This window comes from Prevotella sp. (assembly GCF_036570325.1).
In the GTDB taxonomy this organism is placed as follows: Bacteria; Bacteroidota; Bacteroidia; order Bacteroidales; family Bacteroidaceae; genus Prevotella.
This window is the reverse complement of sequence record NZ_DATCYK010000006.1, coordinates 29,443-43,550: the sequence shown is the minus strand read 5'-3', so window position 1 is coordinate 43,550 and position 14,108 is coordinate 29,443. Positions and strand designations below refer to the sequence as shown.

Genomic DNA, 14,108 nt, shown 5'->3' with positions numbered 1-14,108 from the left:
GGCAAGACCAATCTGCTCATCGGCACGCAGATGATCAGTAAGGGGCTGGATTTCGACAAAGTAAGTGTCGTAGGCATACTTGACGCCGACTCCATGCTCAATTATCCCGACTTCAGGGCCTACGAGCAGGCCTTCATGATGATGAGTCAGGTGAGTGGAAGGGCAGGGCGGAGAGGCCGCCGCGGGCTGGTCATCCTGCAAACCAAGAGCCCTGACCTGCCCGTAGTGGGGCAGGTGGTGCGCAACGACTACACTTCGTTTTACCAAGAGCTGCTCGAGGAGCGGCAGCTTTTCCACTATCCGCCTTATTATCACTTGGTTTACGTTTACCTGAAACACCGCCATGAGCATGCGGCCGAGGGCGGAAGCACGGAAATGGGGGCGCAGTTGCGTCGTTATTTCGGCGCTCGTGTGCTCGGACCGGACAAGCCTTCCATCGCCCGAGTGAAGTCCATGCACATCAGGAAGATTGTTTTGAAATTGGAAAACGGTATCAACCTGCCCAAGGTAAGGGAGGTTTTGGCCTATGTACAAAAACAAATATTGCAGGACAAGCGTTACGCTGCCCTGCAAATATATTACGATGTAGACCCTTTATAAGTTACAGTTAGGGGATTCTTGTCAGAATTTGATGTCTACACCTGCTCCAAATACATTGTTACTTCTTGTGAAGTCAGCCTTATAGTCAAGCTTTTTGCCGGCCAATTCTTCGGTCTTGTCGCCATTGAAATGACCGTAGAAAGTGTGGAAGTAAGCCAAGTTAAGGTCGACTTTCTTGCTGAGGTGCAAGCAAACACCTGCTGCCACAGAGTTTGAGTTTACCACGAATGACTTGTCATCCATGTATTCCTTGGTCAAGCCATAGCGTGTGTTCTGCCATCCGGCGCTCACGGTGACGAGCTTGCTGGCGTCATATTCCACGCCGGCGTTCCACTCTATCGTACCACGTTTGAGCAACTTCTGACGCTGGTTGTACGCTTCGGCCTGCTTATCGAAGAAGTAGTGGAAGCCCACATTTATCTTCAGCGGGTCGATGGGGTTGTAACCTACGCCCAAAGCGAGGTAAGCCGGGAGGTCGCCCGCAACCTTCTTGCCGTCTGCGTATTCGCCTGTGGCCTCTTCAAGTTTCTGATCGAACTGTCTCTTGATGGCCTGCATGGCGCCTGCTACCTGCGGACTTGACAATACGGCCTTGGCTTGTTCGGCGGTCATACCTTTGCTGATGAACAGCGCACCCAGTGTTTGGGGCAGTGTGCCAATGCTTGGCGCATGGTTGACAGCTTCGTTCTTGAGGCGCATGCGGGTACGGAACTCATACTTGGCAGCGAAGTTCCAGCGGCCCGTTTTGTAGTCAATACCGATAATGGGAGTGAAACCTATGCCGCTCTGGTCGCAGTTCAACTCAATGTCGGCACTGTTTTCCTTCGTCTTATCAATCATGGTGTAGAGGGGAACGTTGCCCACTTTGATGTTGCGAACGTAGCCGTAGTAGTTGCTCATGGCGTAAACGCCACGCACACCGGCGTAAACGCTCAGGTCATCGCGTACCTTATAGGCCGCACCGAGTGAGAGACTGTAGTAATATTGGCGGCCACGCATGTAGCTGTCGTAGCTGTATGAGCCTTGCTTACCAAACATTTGGTCGCTCGAAAGGCCGAGCTTACCGCCTGTAGCTTGGTCTAAAGCGCCTGCCAATGCACTTACGCCGACGCCGGTTTCGCCTACTATCTTCTCGAAAGAGCCGAGACCGTTGTCAAATTCGCACTTGCCACCGCCGCCGGTGATACCGAACATGGCCTGAAAAGAAAAGTTGTTCCAGTTGTAAGCTGCCTGAATAGAAGGCAGTACGGGGGCAAAAGCCTTACCCTTAAAGGTGCGACTTGTGGTGTGGTCGTTCTGATTAGCCGCGAAAAGGGGGAACTCATTCTTGACGGTTCTGGTCTGAGAAATAACTTGCCAGTTGAGAGAAAGATGGAAACCATCGTTCAAAAACGCCACGCCGGCAGGATTAGAATAAACTCCGTCAATGCCAATGGAAGCCTCACGGCTAAGCATTCTGTCAAAAGCAACATTCTGATTGGTGTTTGTCAGCAGGCCACCTGCCCAAGCTGACCGGGTCGCTGTCATTGCAATTGCAATGATTGCGAATTTTAATTTATTCATCTTAAATAGTTTAAATTAATTTGGTTGCAAAGTTATGGGCATTGTTCTAAAATACGGGAAAAATGCTTCTGTATTTAAAATCCATTAACAATTATTGGGCCGTTTCTTGCACGTTTTGGCGTTTTTGTGCAATAATTTTGGCACAATTCTTTGTTTTTTGTGCAATGGGTTAGGGCGGTCGGGGGAGCGAGTTGACGAGTGAACGAGTTGACGGTGTATAGTTGACAAGTGAACGAGTTAACAAGTAGACAAGTTGGTAGTTAAAGTGGACGAGTGGATGGTTGACGAGTTGTTAGTTTAAAGCTAACGAGTGGAGAACTTTTAGTTGCCAAGTTTACGGTTGCCAAGTTAACAAGTTATTGGTCTTTAGTAGGAGAGTAAGCAAGCAGATGGTGCGAATGAATAGGCTCTTAGTGAGGGGTAAATGAGAAAGGGGTACATAAATAAATAGCGAAAGGGCTGCTTTCATCGCTTCATAGTGGGCCTTTGACCTTCTCAAAGTGGCCCTTTTAGGCGATGAAAGCAGCCCTTTTATATGGCAACTCGCACACTCTTGTTATCTATGTGTTAATATATTCTGCATTATCTTGTTGACGCCTATTTACAACTCGTTAATTTGTTTACTTAAAAATAACAACTTGTTAACCATCCACTCGTCCACTATACACCGTAAACTCGTCCACTTCAACTAACAACTTGTTAACTTGTCAACTCGTTCACTTGTCAACTATACACCATCCACTCGTTCACTTGTCAACTAAAAAATGTCCCCTTACTTCTCCGCGTGTCCGCCTTTGAGCTCGGGGTAAGATATGCGTGTGTGGTAAATAGCTTTGAGTCGTTCGGTCAGAATGAGCTTGGCTTGCATGATGTCACGGAACGTTATGGGGCAGTCGGTGAAGTTTCCGTTGGCCACTTGTTCATCGATGAGCTTGTTGACGAGGGCACTGATACTCTCCTCGGTGTACTCGGGGAGTGATCGGGAGGCCGCTTCCACGGTGTCGGCCATCATCAGTATGGCTTGTTCTCGGGTAAAAGGATTGGGTCCGGGATAGCTGAATGCCTCCTTGTCGACCTCTTCATCGGGGTGCTCATTTTGATATTTAATGTAGAAATACTTGGTAAGTCCCAGCCCGTGGTGGGTGAGTATAAAGTCCTTAATGAAGGGAGGAAGGTTGTGTTTCTCGGCCATCTTGACGCCTTCGGTCACGTGGCTGATAATGATGTGTGCGCTTTGGGTGTATGGCATGTTCTGATGCGGGTCCACGCCCACTTGGTTTTCGGTGAAGAAGACGGGATTTTGCATCTTTCCTATGTCGTGGTAGAGGGCGCCGGTACGCACCAGCAGGCTGTTGGCACCAATCTTATTGGCGATTTCGGCGGCCAGATTTCCCACGGTAATGCTGTGCTGGAAAGTGCCCGGAGCTATCTCGCTAAGGTCGCGCATGAGACCTTTGTTGGTATTGGAAAGCTCAAAGAGCGTAACGTTGGATATGAATCCAAAGGCTTTCTCGATAAGGTACATCAGCGGATAGGCCAGCAGGAGCAGCACGCCATTGACCGCAAAATGGTAGTACATGGACTGATCCATCTTCATGAGGTCGTAGTTCTGCATCATCTGAAGGGCAAAGTAAACCAAGCATGAGCTGACAGTCACGAAGAGAGCGGTCTTGAACAACTGCGCACGTTTCGACAACTCACGGAGCGAATAGATGGCCACGAGGCCCGCAACTAGCTGAATGATGATGAATTCGTACTGATATTTCACCGTCGCGGCGCAGATAAGGATGATTACGGCGTGGGCTATGAAGGCCGTTCGGCTATCCATGAACACTCTGATAAAGATGGGTACCATCGCAAAAGGAATGATGTAGACACTGAAGAAGTTGTGAAGCATCATTTCGGAAACGATGATTGGGAAGAATGTTATCATGGAATAGAGCATGAGAATGCTGCGTTGATTATCGAAATACTCCTTTCGGAACAAGGCCAAAAAGAGCGTGAAGAGCGATACGAGAATCGTAACATAGACGATTTGGCCTATCACCGTGTTGGTGATGGTGGTCTTGGTGGCGTTGCGACGCAGCATTTCGCGGTCGAGCGAGTTGAGCACCCGATAGGTGTAATCGCTGATAATCTCGCCCCGGTCAATGATTTTCTGCCCGCTCATCACCATGCCGCTGGCGATGGGAATGCTGCTCATGAGGTCGTTTTCCTCCGTTTCTGACCGGTCCTTGTCGTACGTCAGGTTGGCCGAAATGTAGTTGGTGAGGTTCATTCGTTGCAGGATGTGGCGCTCTTTGGCCAATACCTCGTCGTTGAAAATCATTTCGTAGGCCGACATGGTGGAGTAAATACAGTTGATTTGTTGGCTTGTGGCCTGCTTGCCGTTTACCATTCGTACCATGCTTGTCGAGTCTTTGGATATGTTGTTGTACTCGGGCGTGTTCATGATACCGGCTTGGTAGAGTCTGTGAAGCCTGTCTACGATGACATGCAGATAGGCGGGCGGCAGGTTGGCGAAGCCGTCTTTGAAATCGTTTTTGAACTTGGCGATTTCTTGTTTCTCAATTTTCGGATTATAATTATAATACGGTTGAAACATTTCCATCACCGAGTCTTGCTCGGCTTTGATGGCTTCGTCGGTCTTGTAGATGGGAAAGTCGAAATTGGCAATGAACGAACCATACATCCATGGCTTGCCAATGTCGTATCTGAACTGTTGTTTTTCGTTGCGTGGCATGAACCAAACAATCAACGCGACGGTGATGATAACCAATGAAAGGCGCGTGATGAAATTGCGCCAGTAGTGCTCTTCTTGTCTTATACCCATGTTATTAAAGTGCTCTTGTCACCATATTATATATGCGAAATTACAAAAAATCTGTGCAATAGTCGAAAAATTGTATTAATTTTGCACAAAATATGTCTTATATTAGTGTAATAGGATGGTAGAAAGAAAAGTACGGGTGCGTTTTGCACCCAGCCCAACCGGGGCCTTACACATCGGCGGTGTCCGCACAGCTTTATATAATTATCTGTTCGCTCGCCAGCATGGAGGCGATCTTATCTTCAGAATTGAGGATACAGACTCCAACCGTTTTGTGCCGGGAGCCGAGGAATACATCATTGAAGCATTCCGTTGGTTAGGTATAAAGTTTGATGAGGGTGTGAGCTTTGGCGGAAATCACGGCCCATATAGGCAAAGTGAGCGCCGCGAAATCTATAAACAGTATGTCAATCAGTTGCTTGCTGAGGGCAAAGCTTACATCGCTTTCGACACGCCGGAGGAGCTTGAGGCCAAGCGAAATGAGGTTCAGAACTTTCAATATGACGCCCATACACGTTTGCAAATGCGCAATTCGCTGACGCTTTCCAAGGAAGAAGTCGACAGTTTGGTGGCTGATGGCGTGCAATACACCGTTCGTTTCAAGATAGAACCGGGCCAAGAAGTGCATGTAAACGACATGATTCGTGGCGAAGTGGTGGTCAAGAGCGACATTCTTGACGACAAAGTGCTTTATAAGAGTGCCGACGAATTGCCCACATATCACTTGGCTAACATCGTCGATGACCATCTGATGGAGGTTACCCACGTCATTCGTGGCGAGGAATGGTTGCCCAGCGCGCCGCTCCATGTTTTGCTTTATCAGGCTTTCGGATGGCAAGATACCATGCCGAGCTTTGCCCATTTGCCGCTTCTTTTGAAGCCCGAAGGCAAAGGAAAGCTCAGTAAGCGCGACGGAGATAGGCTCGGTTTCCCGGTATTCCCCTTGGAATGGCATGATCCGAAGACCGGTGAGGTGTCGTCAGGATACCGTGAAAGCGGTTATTTTCCGGAGGCTGTAGTCAATTTCCTTGCGCTTTTGGGATGGAATCCGGGCACGGAGCAGGAGCTCTTTTCTTTGGAAGAACTTGTTAATGCCTTTGATATTAGCAAGTGCTCATTGCACGGTGCCAAGTTCGATTACCAAAAAGGAGCGTGGTTTAATCATGAGTATATCCTGCGAAAGAGCGATGACGAAATCGCCAAACTCTTCGCTCCAATCGTTGCCAATAACGGTATTGACGAATCGATGGAACGCATTACGCTGGTCGTTCACATGATGAAAGACCGCGTGAGCTTCGTTAAGGAGCTGTGGCCGTTGTGCTCTTTCTTCTTCGTTGCGCCCACCGAATATGATGAAAAGACCGTCAAGAAGCGTTGGAAGGAGTTTTCTGCCCAGCAGATGACGGAGCTTGGAGCGGTTTTGGAGGCCATTGACGACTTCTCAATCGAGGGTCAGGAAGCTGTTGTCATGAAGTGGGTAGAAGATAAAGGCTACAAACTTGGCGACGTGATGAATGCTTTCCGCTTGGCCTTGGTTGGCATAGGAAAGGGTCCGGGCATGTTCGACATCACGGCATTCCTTGGTAAGGAAGAGACCTTACGGCGTTTATCTCACGCCATTGAGGTATTAAAATAATTATTCTTATTCAGAAGTTTCCCCTCCAAAGCACGGGAAACTTCTGGATTTTTTGTATTGTCAAAATCGTAAAGCGTGTATCAAATATTCATTTCTCTGTATCTTTTAGGAGTCGCCATAGCAAGTCTTTTTAGCAAGAAAGTCAAGAAGATGTGGGCCGGTGAGCGTCAGGCAATCCGTATTTTGAAGGAAAAAATGGTTCCCGGGGCACGCTATATTTGGTTTCATGCAGCCTCCTTGGGCGAGTTCGAGCAAGGAAGACCGCTGATAGAGCGTATCCGTGAGCAATATCCAGAGTACAAAATACTGCTTACTTTCTTCTCTCCGTCGGGCTATGAGGTACGAAAGAACTACGAAGGAGCTGACATTATATGTTATCTTCCTTTGGATACGATGCGTAACGCACGCCGTTTCTTGCGCACGGTACGGCCCGTTATGGCGTTCTTTATCAAATATGAGTTTTGGTATAACTACCTTCACATCCTCAAACACCGTAACATTCCCACTTACAGTGTGAGCAGTATATTCCGTCCGGAGCAAGTTTTCTTCCGTTGGTATGGCCGCGGTTACGCGCAAGTGTTGAAGTGTTTCACGCATTTCTTCGTACAAAATGAGGAGAGCAAGGTGCTTTTGAGCCGCTTGAACATTCATGATGTCAGCGTGGTTGGTGACACTCGGTTCGACAGGGTGCTGCAAATCAGGGACGCCAGCAGGCAGTTGCCGTTGGTGGAACAGTTCGTTGGTAATGCGACAAAGGTGTTCATAGCCGGTTCTTCATGGCTTCCGGACGAGGAAATCTTCATTCCCTACTTCCAAAAGCATAGCGATTGGAAGCTCATCGTGGCTCCCCACGTCATCGGTGAGGACCATCTGTCGCAGATAAACGGGTTGTTGGAAGGAAAAAAGGTCGTTCGTTACACCATGGCCGACGATCGTCAGGTGGCCGACGCTGATGTCCTGATCATTGATTGCTTCGGTTTGCTGTCATCCATCTACCATTATGCCACGGTAGCTTATGTGGGTGGAGGCTTCGGAGTGGGCATTCACAACGTGTTGGAGGCTGCCGTTTGGAATATCCCCGTGGTCTTCGGACCCAACAACCAACGCTTTCAGGAGGCACAAGGACTGCTGAAAGCCAAGGGCGGATTTGAGATAACAGACCATCAAACCTTTGCCGAATTGATGCAAAAGTTTGAGAATGATTCTGCGTTCACCGCTGTTTCCGGCAACAACGCCGGCGGTTATGTCAGCCGTTGCGCAGGAGCTACATCCCGAATCTTGTCAGATATAAAGTTTTAAATAGGCCGGAAGGTTACTTTCCGGCCGTTTTCCGGTTGAGCCATTGGCGTATCGGAAGGTCAAAGAACTTCAGACAGAGGTAGGCCAAGACGATGTTTCCCGCCATCACTCCCATGGAGAGCCACGGGCAGGAAGCGAAGTTGTAGGCTTCGTGGCGTATCATCCACGCGTAGAAAAGATACATGAAAGGATAGTGGATGATGTAAAGCGGGAAGGAAATGTCGCCCAAGAAGCGGCAAATTCTCGTACTACGGTCGTCCGTTGTCGTGCCCGAGGCGCCCAGCCACACCAAAACGGGAAATACCAAGATGATACATGCAGCCTCGAAAAGTCCGTTCCAACAGAAGGGTTGCGTGCCATTGATATAGGGAACGGCAAACAATAACACCATAACGAGAGAGCAAATCCAAAACGCACCCCGTACTTTCACGGGCTTGAAGATACGTGACAGGAACATGCCCATGGTATATGGGAACATCATTCTTAACATTCCACCCCAAAAGTTCAGCCCATCGAGCGTCCAACCCACGCCAAACGATCCCGTGCCGGCTACGTCTCCCATCGTGAACCACGCCAAGAGAGCACCCAATATGGCCGTAAGCACGCCCAACATCTTGGTCGACAGCCGGTGAAGGAGCAGCGCATAGAGGATATTTCCTATGTATTCAAAGAACAAAGACCACGCTGGACCGTTCAGAGAGAACATCTCCGCGTTGCCCCGCACGTCGTAACTGCTGCCCGGAAAAGCCGGAATCATGAACATGGCGCAGAGCAATGCCAACATCGTTAGTGACAAAGGAACCGACGTCCCGTCCCATTTGACGCCGCCTTGCAGCAGAAACGTAGCCAAACCGATAACCGCTCCCAAGACCACCATGGGATGCAGGCGAATCAATCGACGGCGAAAGAACTCCTTGTTGGTGAATCCTTGTCGCCAGCGGTCGTCATACGCGTAGCCGATAACGAAGCCCGAGAGGATGAAAAAGAAATCAACCGCCAGATAGCCGTGGTTGAAATGGGTGATGGAACCATCGCTGACGCCATTTACATAGCCCGCGAAACCGTAGCCTTCGTTGACATGATACCATAGAACAAGCAGCGCCGCGACGCCCCGAAGGCCATCGAGCAGTTGGTAATGGGGCTTGCTGTCGGCAAACACCGTGGAAGTTTCAGATTGCATATTGTTTAGTTTTGCGGGCAAAGGTACTAATAATAATCTTGAAAAAAGTATAAAAAGAAGCGCTAATTTTAGGCTAAAGTTGGCCGATTGTCTTGATATTCATACTTTTGAAAGTGGTTTTGTGATAAATCGGTATTCAAATGTGTTGTTTTATGAAACATTTTCTTATTCTTTCCTTTTCTTTCTTTTTAGCCCTTGCGGCTCATGCCGATGACGGCCATGGCCTGCGTGTCGTAGAACGGAAGTTGAGCAATGGCATGACCGTATGGCTCAATCCCGACACCACCCAGACCAAAGCCATAGGCTATGTTGTGGTGAAAGCCGGCGCCCGCGACTGTCCCAACACGGGCATAGCCCACTATTTTGAGCATATCATGTTCAAGGGAACGCAGACCATCGGCACCACCGATTACGAGAAAGAAAAGCCCCTTCTTGAGCAAATCAGCCAACAGTATAACGCCCTTTCCCGAACCACCGACCCGTCGGAGCGACTCCGTATTCAGCAAGAAATCAACCGCCTGAACCGTGAGGCGGCCGTTTATGCCATCCCCAACGAGTTTTCAAAGCTCCTCACTCGTTATGGCGGGAGCCGCATCAACGCCTATACCAGTTTGGACGAGACGGTTTATCACAGTGAGTTCGCGCCACAATACCTCCGTCAGTGGTGCGCGTTGAACAGCGAACGCTTCATCAATCCCGTGTTCAGGCTGTTCCAAGGAGAGCTCGAAACGGTGTATGAAGAGAAAAATAGGGCCAGCGACGACTTCGGACGGAGCATTATGGACCATGCCCAACAGCTGATATTCCAAGGCAGCAGCTATGGTTTTCCCATCATAGGAAGCACGGAGAACCTGAAAAATCCACGCCTTTCCGACATGGAGGCTTTCTTTCAGAAATATTATGTGGCCAATAATATGGGCCTGATCATCAGTGGTAACTTCCCGACCGACTCCATTTTGCCGCTCTTGGAGCAAACGTTTGGCCGCATTCGCAGTGGTTCTACCCCCGAACGGCGCCCCGTCGAGCTGCCGGCTTTCAGGAGTGACCGGGTGCTGGGCCTGAAAATCCCCTTTCCTTTCATCAAAGCCACGGCCTTGCTCTTCCGCGGTCCCAAGCCGTTCAGCCCCGATTATGGAGCTGTACAGTTAGCGATGGGATTGCTGACCAACAACAATGGCAGCGGCCTTGTCGACTCCTTGGCCAGCCACCATGCGCTGATGTATTCTATGGCGGCCGCCGATCGCATCACGTTTACAAACGAAGTGGGGCTCATAGGCCTGATGGCGGTGCCCCGTTTGCCTTTTGGCACGAAGCGGAAAGCCGAGAAACTCCTATGGGAGCAAATCAATAAGCTGAGGGCAGGCCGGTTCTCCGACGCCGCTTTGGCCGCTGCCAAGCTGGAATACCTGAACAATCAGACACGAACGCTTGAGAATATCGACAGCCGCATAGCCGTTATGGCCGACGCCTTTTCGGGAGGAAGCAGTTGGAACGACTACTTGGCTGCCGCTGAAAAGCTGCGCCACCTCACCCGTGAGGACGTGATGGCCGTTTGCCGCAAGTATTTCAGCGACGAAAATTACCTGCGGTTGCACAAGAAGTTCGGCTTTTATAAAAAGGATAAGATAGCCAAGCCGCCTTACGCTCCGGTGCGGACGGCCGATGAAAACAGCCGTTCGGCCTATGCACGCCGGTTGGCCGGGCTGCCCACGGCGTCGCTTTCGCCCCGTACCATCGACTTTTCCACCGCCGTGGAGCGTCGCTCTTTGGGCGACAATGCCATGCTTTACGCCGCCGGCAATCCTCTTAACGACCTCTTTGAGCTGACCCTTACGTGGCGGCAGGACCACGTCGGCAAGCCCATTCACCTGATGAATGACCTTTTCGACTACTTGGGTACCGCGTCGGAGACGAAGCAGGAGTTTGCCAAACGCCTGCAATCGCTGGGCGTAACGCTGCAGGGAAACTATACCTATAAAGACATGACGCTGACATTGAGCGGTCCCGACCGCCATCTGACGGCTTCCCTCGACCTCGTGGGCCGTCTGTTGGAAAGTCCGAAGACTGACGATAAGTTCATGCGCATGGCCAAAACGGACGATAAGTTGGGCCAAAAATATTTCGGACGCGACATGAACGACATTCTGCGGGCTATGGTCCAACGCATGGCGATAGGCCATCGGTCGCCCTTGTTGCAAGGTATGGACGCAAAAGAGATAGCCCGCTTGACCGCCACAGACGTGGAACAAACCTTGAAAACGGCGCAGCAGGGCGCCCTTAGCGTAACTTATACGGGACGGTTGTCGGCCGACAGCGTGGCCCAAGCCCTGCGACGAACTTTGCCAAAGGCCGATAGGACGACTTATGAGGGCTATGTCTACGATGTGGAGCGTATTGACCGCCCCACCGTTTATGTGTATGACAAGCCCGACGCCCGCCAAGCCATGGTGGGCACGTGCAGCGTTCTGCCCCCGTTGAGTACCGATGAGGCCGACGCCCGCTTTGCCGTTTGGCGCAGCTATTTCAGCAATGGCGGTCTCAATGCCGTGCTTTTCCGTGAGCTGCGCGACCTTCGTTCGCTCTGCTATTCTACCACCGGCCTCTATATCCGCCACAATCGAAAGGCTTGGAAAACCAAGCCTATTGCCTATTTCACGATGGCCGGCACCCAAACCGATAAGGCTTTGACCACCCTGACGCTCATTGACAGCCTGCTCAACGCCATGCCTTGCGACGAAACGGGAGCGCTTACGGCCCGTCAATCTTGCCTTAACGCCATCAACAACGCCGCGCCCGCCTTTCGTGAACTGCCCGGCTACGTGGCCGAGAGCGAATGGGCTGGCTACGACGCCGACCCCAACATAGCCTTGGCTGAGGCCATCGGACGTGTCAGTCCGCGGGAGGTGTTCAGTTATTATAAGGAAAGCGTACAGTCGGCGCCCCGTGCCTATTTCGTCATCGGCAACCTGAAAGCCATCGACCGTGCCGCCTTGGCCCGCTTGGGGCACATCGTGGAGTGGACGAAAAAGGATTTAACGAAGTGAATAGGGAGTGACAGCGTTTTACTTTTTCGTGAATATCAATATTTAAAGTCTGTTAGTATGTAGTTTCATACCCTTTAAAGCATAGCGTGGTTTGTGATTGTTGTCATAGTATTGACAGTGTAAGAACCTCTTTATTTGTAAAGAAATCGGTAAGAAATTTAACACTTTTCCGGCGTGTCAATTAGCTTCTCGCCCATTTGTTTGGCAGAAGCAAATATGTGCTTTTCGGCCTTCTTTTACGCTTCGGCCCATCGGTTGTCGGGCCAAAGCATGGCTTTTATAGGGCCGAAGGGCTGTTTTGCGTGGATGAAAGGGCTGTGATGAGGCTGCGAAAGGGCCGTTATGATCGGCCGAAAGCTGCCCTTTGGCACGGCGAGAAAAGGCTTGCGTTTCGTTGAATGATTGCAAGTGGTTGATTATGAGACAGATAGCTATATCATGAAAAATGCGTTATTTCCTATTAGAATAGATTTGATGGGAAATAACGCGAGCAGCAACGAGCTTTTGTAAAATAATTTCTGAAAGAGTCAGGCGTGGTTTCAGGCCTTACCGCGGTGCCATGTGCGCAGACCGAACCAGCAGACCACGACGAAGCAAATCAGCGGTAGAATGAACGATACGTTGACGGCCGGCAGCGTGAAAAGCGTGCCTTGGTCGATGAGGGCTGCCTGAACGGGAGGCAGGATGGACCCTCCGAGAATACTCATGATGAGACCTGCCGCTCCGATTTTGGCGTCGTCGCCCAGTCCGGTAAGGCTAATGCCGTAGATGGTGGGGAACATCAGCGACATGCAGGCTGATATGGCGACGAGGCAGTACAGCCCTCTGACATCCTGAAAGAGGATGACGCCCACGGTGAGCAGTGTGGCCACGGCGGCCAAAAGGGCCAGCAACTTGCCCGGATTGATGAACCGCAGCAGGTAGGTACATACGAAACGACTACAGCAGAAGAGCACCATGGCGACAATGTTGTATTGTTGTGACAACACCTCGGCGGCCTTTTCGCTCATGCCTTGGCCCATGAATATGCGGGTACCGTACTGTATGATGAAGGTCCAACACATGATTTGGGCGCCTACATAGAAGAATTGTGCCACCACGCCTTCCCTATATCGCTTGATGGAAGCAATGCGACTGATAGATTGCATGAGGCCGTTGTCCTTTCCGCTGTCGGTGATATGGGGCATGCGGGTGAAGCTGAAGAGCAGCAGCATGCCGAGGATGAGGGCGCCAATGAATACGTAAGGGGCTATGAGGATGGCCAAGTCGGCGTTTTTCATGGCCTCAAACTCCACCTCGGGCAGCAGCGCCCGGTTGGCAGACTCCATGGGGTTGAGGCGCGCTTGTATGAAGTGCATGGCCACATACATGCCCAGCAGCGACCCGATGGGGTTGAACGACTGTGCCAGATTGAGCCTTCGGGTGGCCGTTTCCTCCGGTCCCATCTGCAAAATATAGGGATTTGAGCTGGTCTCAAGGAACGACAGGCCGCAAGTTAGCACGAAGTAAGCCAGCAGGAACGGGTAGTAGCTGCCGCTCATCTTGGCAGGGTAGAACAGCAAAGCGCCGATGGCGTAGAGCGCCAAGCCCAGCATGATACCCGCTTTGTAGGAATGTTTGCGGATAAAGAGGGCCGCCGGCAGGGCCATGGCGAAGTAACCGCCGTAGAAAGCCATCTGAACAAGGGCGCCATCGGTGACACTCATGCGGAAGATTTTGGAAAAAGCTTTCACCATGGGATTGGTAATGTCGTTGGCAAAGCCCCACAAGGCGAAGCAAGTTGTTACGAGAATGAACGGTATCAGATAGCTGACACCGTTGTGGCGGAGTAAAGAATGATTGCTTTCTTTCATCTTGATATGTTCATAAGGCGATTCCTTCGTTGCGTTGAAAAGGGGCTACAACGTCATGATAAAGCGGAATCCTGACTTGTTATTGGCTACAAAAATAGGAAAA

At 50.6% G+C, this 14,108-nt stretch carries 8 protein-coding genes; 4 read left to right on the top strand and 4 right to left on the bottom strand.

All coding sequences use genetic code 11. The annotated features are described in order from the left end of the window. The coding region (locus VIR50_RS00540; RefSeq protein ID WP_331933195.1) for a helicase-related protein at positions 1-600 on the top strand (600 nt) is incomplete at its 5' end. Positions 601-621: 21 nt separating this feature from the next. Here VIR50_RS00540 and VIR50_RS00535 read toward each other — a convergent pair. Together VIR50_RS00535 and VIR50_RS00530 are read right to left on the bottom strand one after the other, a co-directional pair. Beyond that, positions 622-2,163, bottom strand: coding sequence for an OmpP1/FadL family transporter (locus tag VIR50_RS00535; RefSeq protein ID WP_331933194.1), 1,542 nt, complete (start codon positions 2,161-2,163; stop codon positions 622-624). A gap of 772 nt (positions 2,164-2,935) precedes the next feature. Beyond that, on the bottom strand, positions 2,936-4,996 hold the full coding sequence (locus VIR50_RS00530) for an HD family phosphohydrolase (RefSeq protein ID WP_331933193.1): 2,061 nt from the start codon (positions 4,994-4,996) through the stop codon (positions 2,936-2,938). Positions 4,997-5,111: 115 nt separating this feature from the next. On the opposite strand from VIR50_RS00530, the gene gltX reads away from it, so the two are divergent. Further along, positions 5,112-6,629 carry a glutamate--tRNA ligase gene (gene gltX / locus VIR50_RS00525; protein ID WP_331933192.1) on the top strand — a complete coding sequence of 506 codons (1,518 nt, stop codon included), beginning with the start codon at positions 5,112-5,114 and terminating at the stop codon, positions 6,627-6,629. Between the two features lie 75 nt (positions 6,630-6,704). Further along, positions 6,705-7,928, top strand: coding sequence for a 3-deoxy-D-manno-octulosonic acid transferase (locus VIR50_RS00520; RefSeq protein ID WP_331933191.1), 1,224 nt, complete (start codon positions 6,705-6,707; stop codon positions 7,926-7,928). A gap of 13 nt (positions 7,929-7,941) precedes the next feature. Here the strand turns inward: VIR50_RS00520 and VIR50_RS00515 are convergent, their stop codons facing one another. Then, positions 7,942-9,108 (bottom strand): acyltransferase family protein, encoded by a 1,167-nt coding sequence (locus VIR50_RS00515; protein WP_331933190.1) that lies wholly within the window; start codon positions 9,106-9,108, stop codon positions 7,942-7,944. Positions 9,109-9,260: 152 nt separating this feature from the next. Between VIR50_RS00515 and VIR50_RS00510 the strand changes: the two genes are divergently transcribed. Continuing rightward, positions 9,261-12,152: a M16 family metallopeptidase gene (locus VIR50_RS00510; protein WP_331933189.1), complete on the top strand. Its 2,892-nt coding sequence runs from the start codon at positions 9,261-9,263 to the stop codon at positions 12,150-12,152. A gap of 539 nt (positions 12,153-12,691) precedes the next feature. Here VIR50_RS00510 and fucP read toward each other — a convergent pair. Then, the gene (gene fucP, locus VIR50_RS00505) at positions 12,692-14,005 is read right to left on the bottom strand and encodes an L-fucose:H+ symporter permease (protein ID WP_331933188.1); all 1,314 of its coding nucleotides are present in this window, start codon (positions 14,003-14,005) and stop codon (positions 12,692-12,694) included. Between the last annotated feature and the right edge of the window lie 103 nt (positions 14,006-14,108).